Origin of the sequence: Sphaerospermopsis sp. FACHB-1194 (assembly GCF_014696235.1) — a bacterium.
Taxonomy (GTDB): Bacteria; Cyanobacteriota; Cyanobacteriia; order Cyanobacteriales; family Nostocaceae; genus Sphaerospermopsis; species Sphaerospermopsis kisseleviana.
On sequence record NZ_JACJPU010000046.1, the window covers coordinates 28298 to 43786 of the forward strand.

17 protein-coding genes and 1 tRNA gene are annotated in these 15489 nt (G+C 38.8%); 5 read left to right on the forward strand and 13 right to left on the reverse strand.

Features of this window, described 5'->3' with window-relative positions; translation table 11 throughout:
• Positions 1-116: 116 nt before the first annotated feature.
• Together H6F45_RS21230 and H6F45_RS21235 are read right to left on the reverse strand one after the other, a co-directional pair.
• Positions 117-296, reverse strand: a complete 180-nt coding sequence (locus tag H6F45_RS21230) for a hypothetical protein (protein WP_190348323.1) — start codon at positions 294-296, stop codon at positions 117-119.
• A gap of 25 nt (positions 297-321) precedes the next feature.
• Positions 322-441, reverse strand: a complete 120-nt coding sequence (locus H6F45_RS21235) for a photosystem II reaction center X protein (RefSeq protein WP_096568218.1) — start codon at positions 439-441, stop codon at positions 322-324.
• A gap of 211 nt (positions 442-652) precedes the next feature.
• Here H6F45_RS21235 and H6F45_RS21240 point away from each other — a divergent pair, with 211 nt between their 5' ends.
• Both H6F45_RS21240 and H6F45_RS21245 read left to right on the forward strand, forming a co-directional pair.
• Positions 653-946: a YggT family protein gene (locus tag H6F45_RS21240; RefSeq protein ID WP_096568216.1), complete on the forward strand. Its 294-nt coding sequence runs from the start codon at positions 653-655 to the stop codon at positions 944-946.
• Complete coding sequence (locus H6F45_RS21245) at positions 936-1088, forward strand: hypothetical protein (RefSeq protein ID WP_190348324.1); 153 nt, start codon at positions 936-938, stop codon at positions 1086-1088. The genes H6F45_RS21240 and H6F45_RS21245 overlap by 11 nt, the downstream gene beginning before the upstream one ends.
• 82 nt (positions 1089-1170) lie before the next feature.
• Here the strand turns inward: H6F45_RS21245 and accC are convergent, their stop codons facing one another.
• Positions 1171-2517 carry an acetyl-CoA carboxylase biotin carboxylase subunit gene (gene accC, locus H6F45_RS21250; protein WP_096568214.1) on the reverse strand — a complete coding sequence of 449 codons (1347 nt, stop codon included), beginning with the start codon at positions 2515-2517 and terminating at the stop codon, positions 1171-1173.
• Positions 2518-2954: 437 nt separating this feature from the next.
• On the opposite strand from accC, the gene H6F45_RS21255 reads away from it, so the two are divergent.
• Positions 2955-3035: transfer RNA gene (locus H6F45_RS21255), tRNA-Leu, on the forward strand.
• Between the two features lie 232 nt (positions 3036-3267).
• Here the strand turns inward: H6F45_RS21255 and H6F45_RS21260 are convergent.
• Entirely contained in the window at positions 3268-4365 is a 1098-nt protein-coding gene (locus H6F45_RS21260) for a hypothetical protein (protein WP_190348325.1), read from the reverse strand.
• 195 nt (positions 4366-4560) lie between these two features.
• Between H6F45_RS21260 and H6F45_RS21265 the strand changes: the two genes are divergently transcribed.
• Positions 4561-5769: a NupC/NupG family nucleoside CNT transporter gene (locus H6F45_RS21265; RefSeq protein WP_096568210.1), complete on the forward strand. Its 1209-nt coding sequence runs from the start codon at positions 4561-4563 to the stop codon at positions 5767-5769.
• A gap of 125 nt (positions 5770-5894) precedes the next feature.
• Here the strand turns inward: H6F45_RS21265 and H6F45_RS21270 are convergent, their stop codons facing one another.
• The 7 genes from H6F45_RS21270 to thrS all read right to left on the reverse strand — a co-directional run bounded on the left by H6F45_RS21270 (position 5895) and on the right by thrS (position 12705).
• Positions 5895-6614, reverse strand: a complete 720-nt coding sequence (locus H6F45_RS21270) for a metallophosphatase (protein WP_096568208.1) — start codon at positions 6612-6614, stop codon at positions 5895-5897.
• Between the two features lie 165 nt (positions 6615-6779).
• Complete coding sequence (locus H6F45_RS21275; protein ID WP_190348326.1) at positions 6780-7595, reverse strand: metallophosphoesterase family protein; 816 nt, start codon at positions 7593-7595, stop codon at positions 6780-6782.
• Entirely contained in the window at positions 7592-8374 is a 783-nt protein-coding gene (locus H6F45_RS21280) for a GTP-binding protein (protein WP_096568205.1), read from the reverse strand. The genes H6F45_RS21275 and H6F45_RS21280 overlap by 4 nt, the downstream gene beginning before the upstream one ends.
• A gap of 48 nt (positions 8375-8422) precedes the next feature.
• Positions 8423-8776, reverse strand: coding sequence for a phosphoribosyl-AMP cyclohydrolase (gene hisI, locus H6F45_RS21285; RefSeq protein ID WP_096568203.1), 354 nt, complete (start codon positions 8774-8776; stop codon positions 8423-8425).
• Between the two features lie 155 nt (positions 8777-8931).
• A complete protein-coding gene (folE, locus tag H6F45_RS21290) occupies positions 8932-9582 on the reverse strand; it encodes a GTP cyclohydrolase I FolE (RefSeq protein ID WP_190348327.1) in 651 nt (216 codons plus the stop codon).
• 171 nt (positions 9583-9753) lie between these two features.
• Complete coding sequence (locus H6F45_RS21295; RefSeq protein WP_096568199.1) at positions 9754-10812, reverse strand: GTP-binding protein; 1059 nt, start codon at positions 10810-10812, stop codon at positions 9754-9756.
• Between the two features lie 51 nt (positions 10813-10863).
• Complete coding sequence (gene thrS / locus H6F45_RS21300; RefSeq protein ID WP_190348328.1) at positions 10864-12705, reverse strand: threonine--tRNA ligase; 1842 nt, start codon at positions 12703-12705, stop codon at positions 10864-10866.
• Between the two features lie 9 nt (positions 12706-12714).
• Here thrS and H6F45_RS21305 point away from each other — a divergent pair, with 9 nt between their 5' ends.
• Positions 12715-12858 carry a hypothetical protein gene (locus H6F45_RS21305; RefSeq protein WP_190348329.1) on the forward strand — a complete coding sequence of 48 codons (144 nt, stop codon included), beginning with the start codon at positions 12715-12717 and terminating at the stop codon, positions 12856-12858.
• 28 nt (positions 12859-12886) lie between these two features.
• Here H6F45_RS21305 and H6F45_RS21310 read toward each other — a convergent pair whose 3' ends face one another.
• Positions 12887-14128: an FAD/NAD(P)-binding protein gene (locus H6F45_RS21310; RefSeq protein WP_190348330.1), complete on the reverse strand. Its 1242-nt coding sequence runs from the start codon at positions 14126-14128 to the stop codon at positions 12887-12889.
• A gap of 71 nt (positions 14129-14199) precedes the next feature.
• Positions 14200-15210 (reverse strand): porphobilinogen synthase, encoded by a 1011-nt coding sequence (gene hemB, locus H6F45_RS21315; protein WP_190348331.1) that lies wholly within the window; start codon positions 15208-15210, stop codon positions 14200-14202.
• Positions 15211-15489: the final 279 nt, after the last annotated feature.

A 15489-nucleotide genomic window follows, 5' to 3' on the forward strand; every position in this document is an offset into this window, starting at 1 on the left:
ACGGACTAATCCGGGGACTTGTAGCATCAATTATTGCTAACAATTAAAATTACTATTTTAACTATTGACAATATATTTAAGCTTCAAAGCATCTAGCAAATAAGCTCTGAAGCTGTTTACAATTTTTGGTGATAGGTGACTGGTGATAGGTGACTGGTGATTGGGGAAAAGGTGATAGTTGATAGTTGATAGTTGATAGTTGATTGGGAAATATCAAATTGATTACCCAGTCCCCAGTCCCCAGTCTCCAGCGATGCACTGAGCTTGTCGAAGTGTCCCCAGTCTCCAGTCACCATTCCCCATTCCCCAGTCCCCAATTGCTTAATTGCGTTGGATTTTATCTTTCTGGCTGATGAAAATTAAACCAACAGTAGCGGGGATGACCACAATAGCAGTACCCCAAAGGAGACTCCAAAGAAAATTTGCTAAAGAGGGTGTCATAGTTCTCAACCTTTTTTTTTACATAATTCATTTTAATTTTAATGGTGTATCAGTTCCTTGAGAAGCCAAGAAAACTTTTCAGCTATTATTTTCTGAGGCCAGAAAATGCCGGCATTTAGTTAAGATGGGAGTGAGAAGGCTTTACAAAGCTTAAAATTTTCTAGATTACACTACCACTTGTTGATTTTTGGAAAGACGGTAACTTAAAGCTATGACAGGTGTTAACTTAACTACTTGGATTCTTGGACCCTTGTTGGGTGTGATGATTTTTTTGTTTATTTTCCGCATTATTCTCACTTGGTATCCTCAAGCAAATCTTAACCGTTTACCTTTTAATCTCATTGCTTGGCCAACTGAACCATTTTTAATGCTGTTAAGAAAGGTAGTACCTCCTATTGGTGGGGTTGATATCACTCCGATTATTTGGGTGGGTATTTTCAGCTTAGTTAGGGAAATTTTATTGGGTCAGCAAGGATTACTAACCATGATGGCGCGTGTTAGTTAGGAGGCAGGAGGCAGGAGGCAGGAGGCAGGAGGTAGGAGGCAGGAGGCAGGAGGCAGGAGGCAGGAGGCAGGAGGCAGGAGGCAGGAGGCAGGAGGCAGGAGGCAGGAGGCAGGAGGCAGGAGGCAGGAGGCAGGAGAAATGAAAATTGTAACTTTTGCATTTTCCTATTCCCTATTCCCTATTCCCTATTCCCTATTCCCTGTTCCCTGTTCCCTGTTCCCTAATCACTGTAATTTCATATCCTGGATAAAGCTGGTATAAACTTGACCTTGTAAAAATTGCGGGTTTTCCATGATTTTTTGATGAAAGGGGATAGTTGTAGGTAGTCCGGTGATGGCACACTCTCTTAATGCCCGTTTCATACGGTTGACTGCTGTAGCGCGGTCGGGTCCCCAAACTATTAACTTACCGATGAGAGAGTCGTAATAAGGGGGAATTTGGTAATCTGTGTATACATGGGAATCAATTCTTACCCCTGGTCCTCCTGGTGGGAGATAACCGCTAATTTTACCGGGTGCTGGACGAAAATCATGATCTGGATCTTCGGCGTTGATACGGCATTCTATGGCATGACCCCTTAAAATTACCTGGTCTTGGGTTAATTTGAGTCTTTCACCTTGGGCAATGCGAATTTGTTCTACTAGCAGGTCTACACCCGTTACCATTTCTGTGACTGGATGCTCAACTTGGATACGGGTGTTCATTTCCATAAAGTAGAAATGACCAGATTTATCGAGGAGAAATTCTATAGTTCCTGCACCAGTGTAGTTGATAAACTGGGCGGCTCTGACGGCTGCTTGTCCCATTTTTTCCCGCAGTTCTTGGTCAAGGGCGGGACTGGGGGCTTCTTCTAACAACTTTTGGTTACGGCGTTGAATTGAACAGTCTCTTTCACCTAAATGAATTACATTACCGTAGTTATCCGCTAATATTTGAAATTCTATATGGCGCGGACGCTCGATAAATTTTTCTATATAAACGCCAGCATTACCAAAAGCTGCTCCTGCTTCTCCTTGGGCTGCATGGAAAAGTTTGACAAATTCATCTTGGGAACGGACAAGCCGCATTCCCCGACCTCCACCGCCAGCGGTGGCTTTAATCATGACAGGGTAGCCGATTTCTTTGGCGATCGCTAATCCTTCGGCTTCTGTCTCTACTAACCCATCACTTCCGGGTACTGTGGGAACTCCGGCTTTTTGCATGGTTTCTTTAGCAGTAGACTTATCCCCCATTAAGCGAATTGCTTCGGGAGTGGGTCCAATAAAGGCAATTTGATGATCTGCACAAATTTCCGCAAATCTGGCATTTTCCGCCAAAAACCCATAACCAGGATGAATCGCAGTAGCACCGCGTGTTAACGCAGCCGCAATAATATTGGGAATATTCAGATAACTTTTACCGCTTGCTGGTTCGCCAATACAAACCGCTTCATCAGCTAGTTGTACGTGCAAAGCATTTCGGTCAACAGTAGAGTGAATAGCAACTGTAGAAATTCCCATTTCTTCACAAGCGCGGAGAATGCGAAGAGCTATTTCTCCCCGATTAGCAATTAAAATTTTGTCAAACTTCATTTTCTAGCTGTGATATTAGTACCAGTAGATTGACATTTTCTCCCATCTCATTCAAATAAAGCTGTCGCATTACTGTAAATTCTCATAAATTTATCAGGTGACTGGTGATTGGTGATTGGTGATAGGTGATTGGTGATAGGTGATTGGTGACTGGGAATATGAATCACCTAATCCCGCATTTCTCACAAACAATGCGATCACAATCTATATAATCCTTATAGGGAAACGGTTTCTGGCATTTTTCACCGGGTTGATTTTTGACGCAGTGTAAAAACCCAGAATCCATATTTTATAAGGGTTTGAGGATTTTGCTGAGAAATCCGGGCTAATTACCCATTACCAATTACCCATTCCCTGATTAAAACATTTGGAAAAAATTTTGGAAAATATCTTTCATTATTAATTTTTTATGCTATAGTGGTTTTCTAGGCAACCGTGCGGATGTGGCGGAATTGGTATACGCGCACGCTTGAGGTGCGTGTGGCTTTGCCTTGCGAGTTCGAGTCTCGCCATCCGCATTAATATTTTTCAAAGTTGAATAAATTGATGACAAGAGTTGAAGCGTAATTTGAGATTTATTTGAGTCTCCCACAGAGGAGGAACAACGAAGCGATCGCAAAAACCACAGGATTATGTGATTACTTGCGCTCGTAATGACAATTTCAGGGGTCTATAACGCCTGAAACCCTTGCAGATACCACTTGTGTGTACACCGTAGGCCTTTAGGCAGGGGATTGTCAATGTCCCTGATTATCGCCTACCGAAACCTTGACCCCTGCTGCCTGGTGACCAAATAATTAATTCACCGTTCTTACCTCCAGATGCTAATTTAGATTCATGAGGATGCCAAGAAAGGCAGGAAAATCCGTTGTTAGCACCATAAAGAACTTGTAGCAATCGTTTACTTTGATTCCACAAACAAACGCTACCATCTTCAGAAGCAGAAGCTAATAAATGGGTATTGGGTTGAAATTGAATTGATAGGATATTACCTTCATGTCTGGGTAATACTCTACTATCCCAGTTATCAGCATTTTTTTCCCAGATTACTATCCCTTCTACACTGGAAGCAGCTAATAAAGGTGCGCCTGATTTTGTCGGTGTATCTGACCATGCTAAATTGCGAACTTTACCAGGAAAACCACGCATTACCCAAGGATTTGGGTCATTCCACTCCAAAACCGTGATCGAGCGATCCATATTCCCAGAAGCAATATATTTACCATCTGTTGACCACAGTATCACCAAACTGGTTGAATCTACTGGTATAACAGAAGGGTCATCATCCCAATTTGCGGACATCCAAAATTTCACACTCTGATAACCCGCAATGGCTAAACTTTCACCATTGGGATGCCAAGTAATATCTTGGACAGAGGAGGTATCAAAATTCAGGGTGGTTTCTATGTTACCTGTGTCTGCGTTCCATACCTGGACATAGCGACCACAGCTAAAAGCTAGTTGATTTTTGGTGGGACTCCAGTCCATGCGGTCTACCCAGGTACGGTTATTTTCTAGAACTGTGATTAGTTCTGCTTCCTCTGACTGTAAACGCCAAATTTTTACTTGTCCATTTTGTCCACCTGCGGCTAAAAATTGTCCATCTGTGGAAAAAACCAGGCTATTTATAGATTCTCCGTCAGAGGTTTGTAAATATTTGACTAAATATTTGACTAAATATTTAACTAATTGCTGTTCTGGACTATGGTATAAAACTACTTCTCCTGCTGCTGAACTCGCTGCCAGAATTTTACCTTGGGATGACCAGGCGATCGCTGTTACATAATCTGACAACATCCCCTCCCAAATCTGCTCAAACTCACCCTGTATCTTTGTTTTTAAGGACATAATTAATACTTAGTTATATTTGTACTATTTTTTGTAATGTTTAATAATTTACTTGTGATTTATTTTTACAGCCTAGCAGCAATAAGAATCATTCTCATAATAGCGCAAATAGTCTCATAACACAAGATTTTCTTATATTGAGTTTTAAAGCGTTAAAAAGATTACTATTTTTATGAATGTTATTTAGGAATCAACATGGAAAGGGTTATTTCGGCACTTGGTATTTTAGTATTTATTGGTATATCCTATGCAATTTCTGTTAACCGTCATGCTGTGCGTTGGCGAACAATTGCTTGGGGTTTGGGTTTAGAATTTATTTTAGCATTGGTAATTCTTAAAACTTCTTGGGGTTTAAAAGTCTTTAAATCTTTGGGGGATATTATCGGTAATTTCTTAGCTTTTTCTGATGTCGGTGCTAAATTTGTCTTTGGTGAAAATTTCAAAGATCATTTTTTTGCTTTTCAAGTTTTACCAACGATCATCTTTTTCTCTTCATTCATTGGTGTTTTATATCACTATGGTATTTTACAGAGGGTAGTCAGTACCTTGGCCTGGGTAATGATGAAAACCATGAAAACATCGGGTTCTGAATCTTTATCCTGCGCTGGTAATATCTTTTTAGGTCCGACAGAAGCGGCGTTAATGGTTAAGCCTTATGTAGCAAACATGACTCAATCAGAACTATTTGCGGTGATGACTGGTGGTTTTGCGACTATCGCCGGTGGCGTATTAGGTGCTTATCTTTCTTTCGGTATTCCCGCAGAACATTTAGTAGCTGCTTTTTTTATGACTGCTCCTACTTCTTTAATGGTATCAAAGTTAATCTATCCAGAAACAGAAGTATCGGAAACTGCTGGTAAAGTCAATGTGGAAACAAAGAGTAATTCTGTCAATGTCATTGACGCAGCAACCACTGGGGCGCTTGATGGTGTTAAGTTAGCGGTGAATGTGGGTGTAATGATTATTGCCTTTTTGGGTTTACTGGCTGCTGTAAATGCCTTGTTAGGATGGTTGGGAACGCTTGTAGGTTTACCGCAATTATCCTTAGAATGGATGTTATCTTTTATTATGTTTCCCGTTGCTTGGTTGATGGGTATACCTTGGGCTGATTGTGGTAAAATCGGGGCTTTATTGGGAAAAAAGACGATTTTAAATGAATTTTTGGCATATTTAGATTTAAGTGAACTGATTAAGCAAGAGCAAATTTCCCAACGTTCTATAATTATTGCTACTTATGCTTTATGTAATTTTGCTAATATTGGCACAATTGGGATTACTATTGGTAGTATGACTGGTATGGCTCCTAAGCGTCAACATGATTTAGCGCGGATGGGTGTTAAATCTATGATTGGGGGATTACTTTCAGGTTTTATTACTGCTGGTATTGCAGGGATGTTGATTTAATTGTCAGCATTTAGCAGTTAGCAAACAGGTGGAAAACTGGAAGCGGAATGAATTTACATCTTTTATCTTTTGGAAGTAAATCCTCCCTAACCGTGTGTAACTCAACTCAGATAAAATGCACTAGATTAATTTTGAAATCCTTTTTTATTCCCATAATAAACAGTTTTAAATTCCACTTTATGAGAACCAGGATGATAAATAGTATAAGTTGCTTGACCAGGAATACGTCCCACATTTCCCACACCAATCACTTGACGGGGTGAAACTGTTACCGTTTGCGGAGAAATTTTACTGTCAAGAGTGGTAATTTCACTCATAACAGAACCCCCTTGTAACTGATATTGAAAAGTTAAACCAGAACGACCACAAAACAAATTATTTGCTTGCATTCTTGAGAGTCTATCTAACATTTGAACCGGGGGAGTTTCTGGAGTCAGTTCATCACTCACACCAAGAGATGAACCATGAATTAATAAACAATCTAATTCAAAAAAACCAAAATCCAAACTTCTCAACCATTGTACAGTTGAACGAGAAACACAGTCCCATAACATCTTGACTGCATCACCCCCATATTTTGCTAATAACTCAGGACTATCCCCAGAGGGTCCTAAACCATGTAAATTTAAACATTGTTCTTCCCACCAACCTTTACAAATCATTGGTTCTAACTCACCACGACGGGGAGATTTTACCCTTTCTACCAGTTGTTCAGATTCTTTAGTTGGTCCAACTAAATCACCCAAAATATATAAAGCATCTACATAACGTTGACGCTTAATATCAGCCATCACAGCTTCATAAGCTGCTAAATTACCTTCAATTCCACTCAAAATAACCCACATAGTTTGATTTTAGATTTTAGATTTTAGATTAGGAGTCAGGAGTCAGGAGTCAGGAGTCAGAAGGCAGAAGGGAAATATTTTTCCCCAGTCACCAGTCCCCAGTCCCCAGTCCCCAGTCCCCAGTCCCCAGTCCCCAGTCCCCAATCACCAATCACCAATCACCAATCACCTTGTACAAACATGAGTAGGATCATCTGCTCTTTCAGCAAATTCTAAACCATTTGCTAAACGCCAAGCAAATATTTTTGGTAATCCTTTTTCAATAATTGCTGCACAGGTTTTTTGATAATCATAAGCAACTTCTCTTAATGTCACTGCTTGAGTTTTTTGATCATAAATGACATAAGTTGCATTCGGTCTACCATGTCGCGGTTCTCCTACTGAACCAACATTAATAATTCTCTTTATAGGAGATGTAAAACTAATTTTTTGTGATTTTTTATGACTATCTATATCAACCCGTACCTGTAAATTACCCGCATCTAAAGTTCTCACATAAGGGACATGAGTATGTCCACAAAACAGCACATCTGCACCTGTAGAAATAACCCTTTCTAAAGCGACAAAAGCATCAAGTTCTGGTAATAAATATTCATGATTACTATGAGGACTACCATGAACAAAAGCTAAATTTCCCCATTGCATACTGTAAGGTAAATTGGCTAAAAATTCGCGGTTTTCTGGGGTAATTTCTTTATTCGTCCATTCATGAGCTTGGATTCCTCTTTTTTCTGCTAATAATGAAGGATAACTACAATCACAAGCATTCAAACCTTCGACTATATCTTCATCCCAACAACCAATACAGGTCGGAATATCTAAAGAGCGAATTTTGTTAACAACTTCATTGGGATAGGGTCCATATCCCACTAAATCACCTACACAAAATATTTTTTCTGCTTTTTGTTGGTCGATATCTAATAATACAGCATTTAAGGCTTCATTATTACCATGAATACATGACATGACTGCTATTTTCATACTGCTTGACCTTCTAATAAAATTTGTTTGACTTGTTGTTGATATTGGGAAATTAAATAATCAGATAAACAGCAATCTGATAATGTTGATTTTAATGCTGGTTCATCTAAATTTGTACCTGATATTTCTAAGCCACTAAAACGCTGTGGTCTACCTTCTAAATATCTGGGTAAATCTAATTCTAAAAACTCTGTTTGGGGAACACCAGCGACAAAATCACAATATATATAACGTCCATCATTGACATCAAAAATACCCTTAGCGCGGACAACTTCACCATAAGCACCATGAGTTATTTCATACCAAAAATCTTCTAAACTATTTTCATCAATAACTTGACCGGTTGTACACACGCGCCAAATATTTTCTATGTGGATTATTTCCACAGGTGCGCCATAGAAAATTTCTTCAGTCCATGTATGATATTCTGAGTTTTGATCATTGGGTGGTAAAATAGCGACTGCACGATAATTGAGATTATCTAATATTTGGGATATTGTTGATAATTCTAGATAAGAACCTAATTCTATATAAATATGATTCGCTTCTGGGATGTGATGAATAAATTCAATTTCTTGATTATCCCCAAAAACTTTAATTCCTGGAAATTCAGATGCTATACAACTATGATCAATTAATACGTTTCCTGTTCCTGGACTGAAATAAATTAATTTCTCAAATTTTTCAGAAGGTTTGATTTCTCTGATTTGTTGACGAATCCAGGTAGTTTTTCCAGTTCCAGATAATCCAGCTACAACGGTAATGCTTGGTATATTCATGAGCAATTAGAATTAGAATTAGAATTATAATTAGAATGATAATTAAAATTATGTTTGAGGAAACAGAATTTCTACAGCATTAAAGAAACAACTTCTTGCACCAGTATGACAGGCAATATCGCCAATTTGCTCAATTTTGATGAGAATTGTATCACCATCACAGTCATAAAAAAGCTCTTTTACCTTTTGAATATGTCCAGATGTTGCCCCTTTATGCCATAATTCAGAACGGGAACGACTCCAATAATGAGCTTCACCTGTGGCTAAGGTTTTTTGAATTGATTCGGCGTTCATCCAAGCCATCATTAATATAGTACCATCACGGTAATCTTGAGCGATCGCAGGAATTAAACCTTGGGAGTTAAATTTTAAGTTTCTAATCATTTCAGATGGGAGAATCATATCTAATAAATCATGAATAAATTAATTACTTAATTACAGCAGGAGTCAGGAGTCAGGAGTCAGGAATGAATATAAAAGAACTTGTTTTATATTTTCTTCACTGTCACCTGTCACCTGTCACCTGTCACCTGTCACCTGTCACCTGTCACCTAACTTTAGTGAAAATTAGCATTGTGTCGAATTAAATTCATAAACTCTTCACGGGTGCGTGCATCTTCTGAAAATACACCACGCATTGCACTGGTGACAGTCCAAGAACCGGGTTTTTGCACACCACGCATTACCATACACATATGAGTTGCTTCTATCACTACTGCAACTCCTTTGGGTTTGAGTAAACCTTGCAGTGCGTCAGCTATTTGTAAAGTCAGACGTTCTTGAACTTGCAAACGTCTTGCATACATTTCACAAATACGGGCAATTTTTGATAAACCAATGACTTTACCATTAGGAATGTAAGCAACATGAGCGCGGCCAATGACTGGTAAAATGTGATGTTCGCAAGAACTGAAAATGTCAATATCTCGCACTAATACCATTTCATCCGCATTTTCTGTAAACACTGCTCCGTTTAACAGTTCATCTAAGGATTCATGATATCCTTTGGTAAGAAATTGTAAGGCTTTGACGACTCTTTTAGGAGTATCTTTCAACCCTTCCCGGTCAGGATTTTCTCCTAGTCCAATCAGCAATGTTCTGACAGCTTGCATCATTTCTGCTTCTGTAACTTGGGGTTGTTGCTGAGTGGATAAAGATGACACAACTTGATCAGCAGAATTGAGAACGGGACTAATTGATAAAGTCATTGTTTGCTTTGGATTTGATAAATTATTTGTTGGTTAATAGAGTGATAAGATCCCCGACTTCTTTTATTGTCGTGTTAATAAATTGTGAATTGATCGCAGAAGTGGGGGATCTGGGTATCATCCTTAGAAATCACTATTAACTGTTTTGGGCAATTTTTTAACACTTATTTATCATAGCAGACAATTGTTAAGTTTTGTATAAATTTCAGTTTTATCCAATTTTCTGCCAATGAAAACTACCTGATTTTTAGGCGCTGTTTTCCAGTCATCAGCATTTAAACTGTAACGAGGTCCACTGAGTTGAAAAATATGGCGCAACTCACTATCACTAAACCATAAAATGCCCTTAGCTCTAAATACATCCTGTGGCATTTTTTCAACTAGGAAGTTCTCAAATTTATTGACATCAAATGGTTTATCTGCTTGAAAGGAGATTGACACAAAACCATCATTTTCTAAATGGTGGGAGTGATGATGATGTTCATGGTGTTCATGGTCATGGTGGTGATGTTCATGATGATGGTCATGATCATGGTGGTGATGTTCGTGAGTATCTTCTACATCATCGGTAATATACTCATCTTTTGGTGTTAAGCCTACACCTAAAATTAATGGTAGAGGAACTTTACCAAATTGAGTATGTAAAATTCTCGCACCTTGCTTGACATCATGGATAAAATCTTCTATTTCTCGCAGTTTATGCAAGTCCACCAAGTCTGTTTTATTCAGCAGAACAATATCACCATAGGTAATTTGTTGTAATGCTGCTTCACTTTCAAAATGTCGTTGATCAAATGTCTCTGCATCTACGACGGTAATAATTGAATCTAGATTAGTTAAATCTCTGAGTTCTGTTCCTAAAAAAGTTAAAATTATGGGTAAAGGATCTGCTACTCCAGTAGTTTCAATTACCAAATAATCAATGCGTTCTTCTCGTTCTAAAACTCTATACACTGCATCAACTAAACCATCATTAATGGTGCAGCATATACAACCATTGCTGAGTTCTACCATATCTTGGTCTACAGAAACTAGCAATTGGCTATCAATATTAATATCACCAAATTCATTGACGAGAACTGCCACTTTTAAATCTTGTTTATTCTGGAGAATTTGATTTAAAAGAGTAGTTTTCCCACTACCTAAAAATCCTGTAATGATAGTGACAGGCATTCCTGTTTTGGGAATAGCTGGAATTGTATTTACAGTTGATTCTGTTACAGTATTCATATTTAAACCTTGTGAATTGAAAATGTTGATGTTTGAAATTAATCAAAAAAATTAACCGCCTGTCAAATTTAAGCTGTTTTGTAAATACTTGACAAGTTCAGCTAAATTCAAAACCCCTAAATCTCCCGATTTTCTACTTCTGACACTCAAAGTTTTGTTTTCTACTTCCTTCTTACCAACTACAGCAACAACAGGAATTTTTTCTAGTTCTGCTGTGCGAATCTGTTTACCTAAACGCTCCCCACTTCTATCTAATTCTACTCTAAATCCGCTTTTTTGTAAATCATTTGCTACGGATGTTGCATATTCTCGACAATCATCACTTACAGGTAAAAGCCGCAGTTGTACAGGTGCTAACCATAGGGGAAAATCACCTGCGTAATTCTCGATTAAAATGCCAAAAAAGCGTTCTAAAGAACCAAAAATAGCCCGATGAATCATGATAGGTTGTTGACGACTACCATCGGATGCTATATATTCCATCTCGAATCTTTGGGGTAAATTAAAATCTACCTGAATTGTGGAACATTGCCATAAACGACCGATCGCATCTTTAATTTTAATGTCTATCTTTGGTCCATAAAAAGCTCCGCCTCCTTCGTCTATACTATAATTCCAACCTTTAGCATTTAAAGCTTGTTCTAGTGCTGTGGTTGCTAATTCCCAAACGTCATCATTACCTACTGATTTATCTGGACGGGTGGAAAGATTAACTTCATATTGTTTAAAGCCAAAGTCTGATAAAATTTTCTCAGTGAGATTTAAAACTCCTAAAATTTCCTCGGCAATTTGTTCGGGTAAACAAAAAATATGAGCATCATCTTGAGTAAAGCCTCTCACTCGCATTAAACCATGTAATGCTCCAGAGCGTTCATAGCGGTATACTGTTCCTAATTCTGCCCATCTTAATGGTAATTCTCGATAGGAATGGAGTTGATGTTTGTAAGTTAGAACATGAAAAGGGCAATTCATGGGCTTAATTTGATAAGCCTGATTTTCCACATCCATCGAGTCAAACATATTCTCTTGATAGAAGTCAAAATGACCCGATGTTTTCCATAAATCGAGATTCGCTACATGAGGAGTATATAATAGTTGATAACCAGATTCTAGATGAGATTTGCGCCAGTAATCTTCAATGATGTAGCGAATAATTGCACCTTTGGGATGCCAAAATACTAAGCCCCCTCCAGCTTCTTCTTGAATACTAAATAGATTAAGTTCTTGACCTAATTTTCGATGATCTCGACGCAGTGCTTCTTCTCTTTGTTGTAGGTAAGTTTCTAGTTCAACTTTTGTTGTCCAAGCTGTACCATAAATTCTTTGTAGTTGCTGTTTGGTTTCATCCCCTTGCCAATAAGCACCAGCAACATTTAATAATTTAAAGGCATTAGCATCAATTTCTCCGGTAAAGTTAATGTGGGGTCCTGCACACAAGTCCCACCAACAATTATTAGTAGGTTTAATATCTGTGACAAACAATGAAGGTTCTGAGTTGGCAATTTCAGGAGTACCAATAAAGTAACGTGTGATAATTTCTGATGCGGGAATGCGTTCTAAGATTTCTAATTTGTAGGGTTCATTTAATTCGGTAATTTCGGCGCGAATTTCTGCTCTTTCTACTTCTTCGCGGATAATAGGTAAATTAGCTTTTATTATCCGTCTCATCTCCACTTCAATTTTTGCCAAGTCATCGCTAGTGATGCTGACTGGACAATCAAAATCGTAGTAAAATCCTGTTTCTGTGACAGGTCCAATTGCTACCTTAGTTCCTAAAAATAGCTTTTGTACCGCCATTGCCATAATATGGGCGCTTGTATGGCGAATGCGTGTAAGTTTGTCGCTATCTTGCTCGTTTAAGCTGTCTTGGGACTGGGTTAATGAACTGACCATAGCAAAAAAATGAGAATCGTTATCAGTTTAGCGCAAAAAGGTCTGAATGTTACTAAGTTTGAAGTTTATTTTTTTGGAACAATACAGCAAGGAGGCAGGAGGCAGGAGGCAGGAGGCAGAATTTTGGATGATATTGAATTTATTCCAATCTAAAATCCAAAATCTAAAATCCAAAATTGTATTAGCTGGCTTTAATTTCTGTAATACTAGGTGAAAAAGCTACACTAGGTTTAACTATTGCCGGAACGATTTTTTCACAGGCCATTCTTGCACCGGATAGGTTTCTAGCTGTGGGTCCTACTTGTAATGCTGCTAAACCACCCATGATAAATAATTCACAACCAGGCCAACGCAGATAAGTATCTAACACAGGTAAACCGTTGACTATTTGGATGGGATAGGTGGCTAAAATGTCCTGTAGTAAGGGTTCGGTGGTGACATCAAATTTAGTACCTGTGGCTAACCAGATATAATCAAAGTTGTAAATATTACCGTTATCACATTCTACTTGCCAGTTATTACTTAACCATTCTGCTTTGACTATTTGACAGTTTTCATCAATGATAATATTACCACGATGCTTCTCTTTACGAAGTTGGGTCGCTATTGCCGGAGTCATTGAACCACCGTTTCTAGCTTGTTGAATGAGTGTCCAGCGTTGTTGCCAATTTTGCTCAAAAAATCCTTTGAGATATTTGGGTCCTAACCAACCTGGTGCAGCGTCAAATAGTTTTTCTGATAATTGTCTTCGCAGCATTAAATGGACTTTTGCACCACGAGAAATAGCCCCTACAGCTAAATGTCCACTTGTCAAACCACCACCGACAATTAAAACTCTTTGACCTGCTAAACTATGATATTTCCGTAAATCTACAGTGTGAGAATGGCTGAGTCTATCTTGAGGATACTCTGTTTTAATTTGATTGACCCAATCAGGGATGTTAATTTTACCGCTACCGGTTGCTAACACTACCCTCCGTGCAGTTACGGTTTTTCCGTCTGACAGCCCTAATTGAAATTGAGGACGCAAATGATCTGAAAGGGGTTTAATGCTGGTTACAGCTAAAGGAATTACCTGATCCTGTAACTGTCGTTCGGCGATGATATCCTGGCAAAAATCCGCAAATAGTTGAGTGCCGGGTAAGTCGTAGGGGGGAAAGAGTTCCAGAGAACGAGATTCAGCAAATTTCCTTAAAGCAAAGGGGTTAGGGTGGGGATGATGCACTGCTGGCGATCGCAAATGGGGAATTTCCAAAGCTGCAAATTGCTGTTTCCAGCGACTCAACCATGAAGCACTAGGATCAAATACAGCGAATTTACCTTTTATAGATTGGCGTTTTTGCAAGAGATGGGCAACTAAAGTCAGTGCATGAGGTCCAGCACCGATAATTGCTAAGTCTATTTTTTCAGTAACTTTAGTCATAATTCATATTTGGTAAATGGTAAATGGTAATTGAGAAAAATAAAATTGATTACCCAGTCCCCAGTCCCCAATTACATCAACATCAAAGCCACTTCTTTGGCGAAGTAAGTTAAAATTAAATCTGCACCAGCCCGTTTCATACTGGTTAAGGTTTCTAAAATTACCTTTTTCTCATCTATCCAACCATTAGCGGCTGCGGCTTTGATCATTGCGTACTCGCCGCTAACGTTGTATGCTGCTACTGGTAAGTTAGTATTGATTTTGACTTGATGGATAATATCTAGATAAGCTAGGGCAGGTTTTACCATGACGATATCTGCACCTTCCGCAATATCTAACTCCACTTCTTTTAAAGCTTCTTTAGCGTTAGCAGCATCCATTTGATAGGTTTTTTTATCGCCAAATTTCGGCGCGGAATCTAAAGCATCTCGGAATGGTCCATAATAGGCTGATGCGTATTTTGCCGAGTATGCCAAAATACCGACATTGATATAACCTTCTGCATCTAAAGCTTGACGAATTGCCCCGACTCTACCATCCATCATGTCAGAAGGAGCGACAAAATCAGCGCCGGCTTGAGCTTGGGAAAGTGCCATTTTTGCCAACACTTCTACGGTGGGGTCATTCAAAATAACACCGTTTTCATCTACTAAACCATCATGACCGTGTGTGGTGAAGGGATCAAGGGCGACATCGGTAATAACGATGATGTCGGGAACGGCTTTTTTGATAGCTTTGACGGTTGTTTGTACTAGACCTTCTGGGTTGTAGCTTTCTGTTCCTGTGTCGTCTTTTTGGTGTTCTGGGATAACTGGAAAAAGAGCGATCGCACCAATTCCCAATTGTGACACTTCGGCAATTTCTTTTAACAGCAGATCCAAAGAATAACGATAACATCCCGGCATGGAAGGAATTTCTACTTTTTGTCCTTCCCCAGTCATCACAAACATGGGATAGATCAAGTCATCTACTGTGAGTGTGGTTTCTCTGACCATGTTCCGTAGGGTTTCGGTCCGTCGCAAACGACGAGGACGCTGAACCAAATTTAATGACTGATCAGTATTTGAATTTGCAGACAGCATACAACCTTAAAATTACTGCTTTTCTAAAATGATAATCATTATTATATAGCTTGCGGGGTGGTATGTGGGATATGGCAAAGCCGGAAAGAATAGTTTAGTTATCAGTTGTAAATTGACTATTAATATCTCTTGAGTGATGCAGTATCCGAACTATCTGCTATATAAAACCTAGACAAAACTAGACTTTACTTTCTACTTCAACGGGAGCATGGGAGCAGTTATCCCTCAGTAGACTTTCACGCCTTAGCCAGACGCGATAAATTAATTGCAGCGTTTAGA

Coding starts and splice junctions, on each gene's coding strand:
- H6F45_RS21270 (WP_096568208.1), bottom strand. CDS start 6,614: ATGTGGGTTATTTTGAGTGGAATTGAAGGTAATTTAGCAGCTTATGAA.
- H6F45_RS21295 (WP_096568199.1), bottom strand. CDS start 10,812: ATGAATACTGTAACAGAATCAACTGTAAATACAATTCCAGCTATTCCC.
- H6F45_RS21275 (WP_190348326.1), bottom strand. CDS start 7,595: ATGAAAATAGCAGTCATGTCATGTATTCATGGTAATAATGAAGCCTTA.
- H6F45_RS21235 (WP_096568218.1), bottom strand. CDS start 441: ATGACACCCTCTTTAGCAAATTTTCTTTGGAGTCTCCTTTGGGGTACT.
- hemB (WP_190348331.1), bottom strand. CDS start 15,210: ATGCTGTCTGCAAATTCAAATACTGATCAGTCATTAAATTTGGTTCAG.
- accC (WP_096568214.1), bottom strand. CDS start 2,517: ATGAAGTTTGACAAAATTTTAATTGCTAATCGGGGAGAAATAGCTCTT.
- H6F45_RS21260 (WP_190348325.1), bottom strand. CDS start 4,365: ATGTCCTTAAAAACAAAGATACAGGGTGAGTTTGAGCAGATTTGGGAG.
- thrS (WP_190348328.1), bottom strand. CDS start 12,705: ATGGTCAGTTCATTAACCCAGTCCCAAGACAGCTTAAACGAGCAAGAT.
- H6F45_RS21310 (WP_190348330.1), bottom strand. CDS start 14,128: ATGACTAAAGTTACTGAAAAAATAGACTTAGCAATTATCGGTGCTGGA.
- folE (WP_190348327.1), bottom strand. CDS start 9,582: ATGACTTTATCAATTAGTCCCGTTCTCAATTCTGCTGATCAAGTTGTG.
- H6F45_RS21240 (WP_096568216.1), top strand. CDS start 653: ATGACAGGTGTTAACTTAACTACTTGGATTCTTGGACCCTTGTTGGGT.
- H6F45_RS21230 (WP_190348323.1), bottom strand. CDS start 296: ATGGTGACTGGAGACTGGGGACACTTCGACAAGCTCAGTGCATCGCTG.
- H6F45_RS21305 (WP_190348329.1), top strand. CDS start 12,715: ATGAGAATCGTTATCAGTTTAGCGCAAAAAGGTCTGAATGTTACTAAG.
- H6F45_RS21265 (WP_096568210.1), top strand. CDS start 4,561: ATGGAAAGGGTTATTTCGGCACTTGGTATTTTAGTATTTATTGGTATA.
- hisI (WP_096568203.1), bottom strand. CDS start 8,776: ATGATTCTCCCATCTGAAATGATTAGAAACTTAAAATTTAACTCCCAA.
- H6F45_RS21280 (WP_096568205.1), bottom strand. CDS start 8,374: ATGAATATACCAAGCATTACCGTTGTAGCTGGATTATCTGGAACTGGA.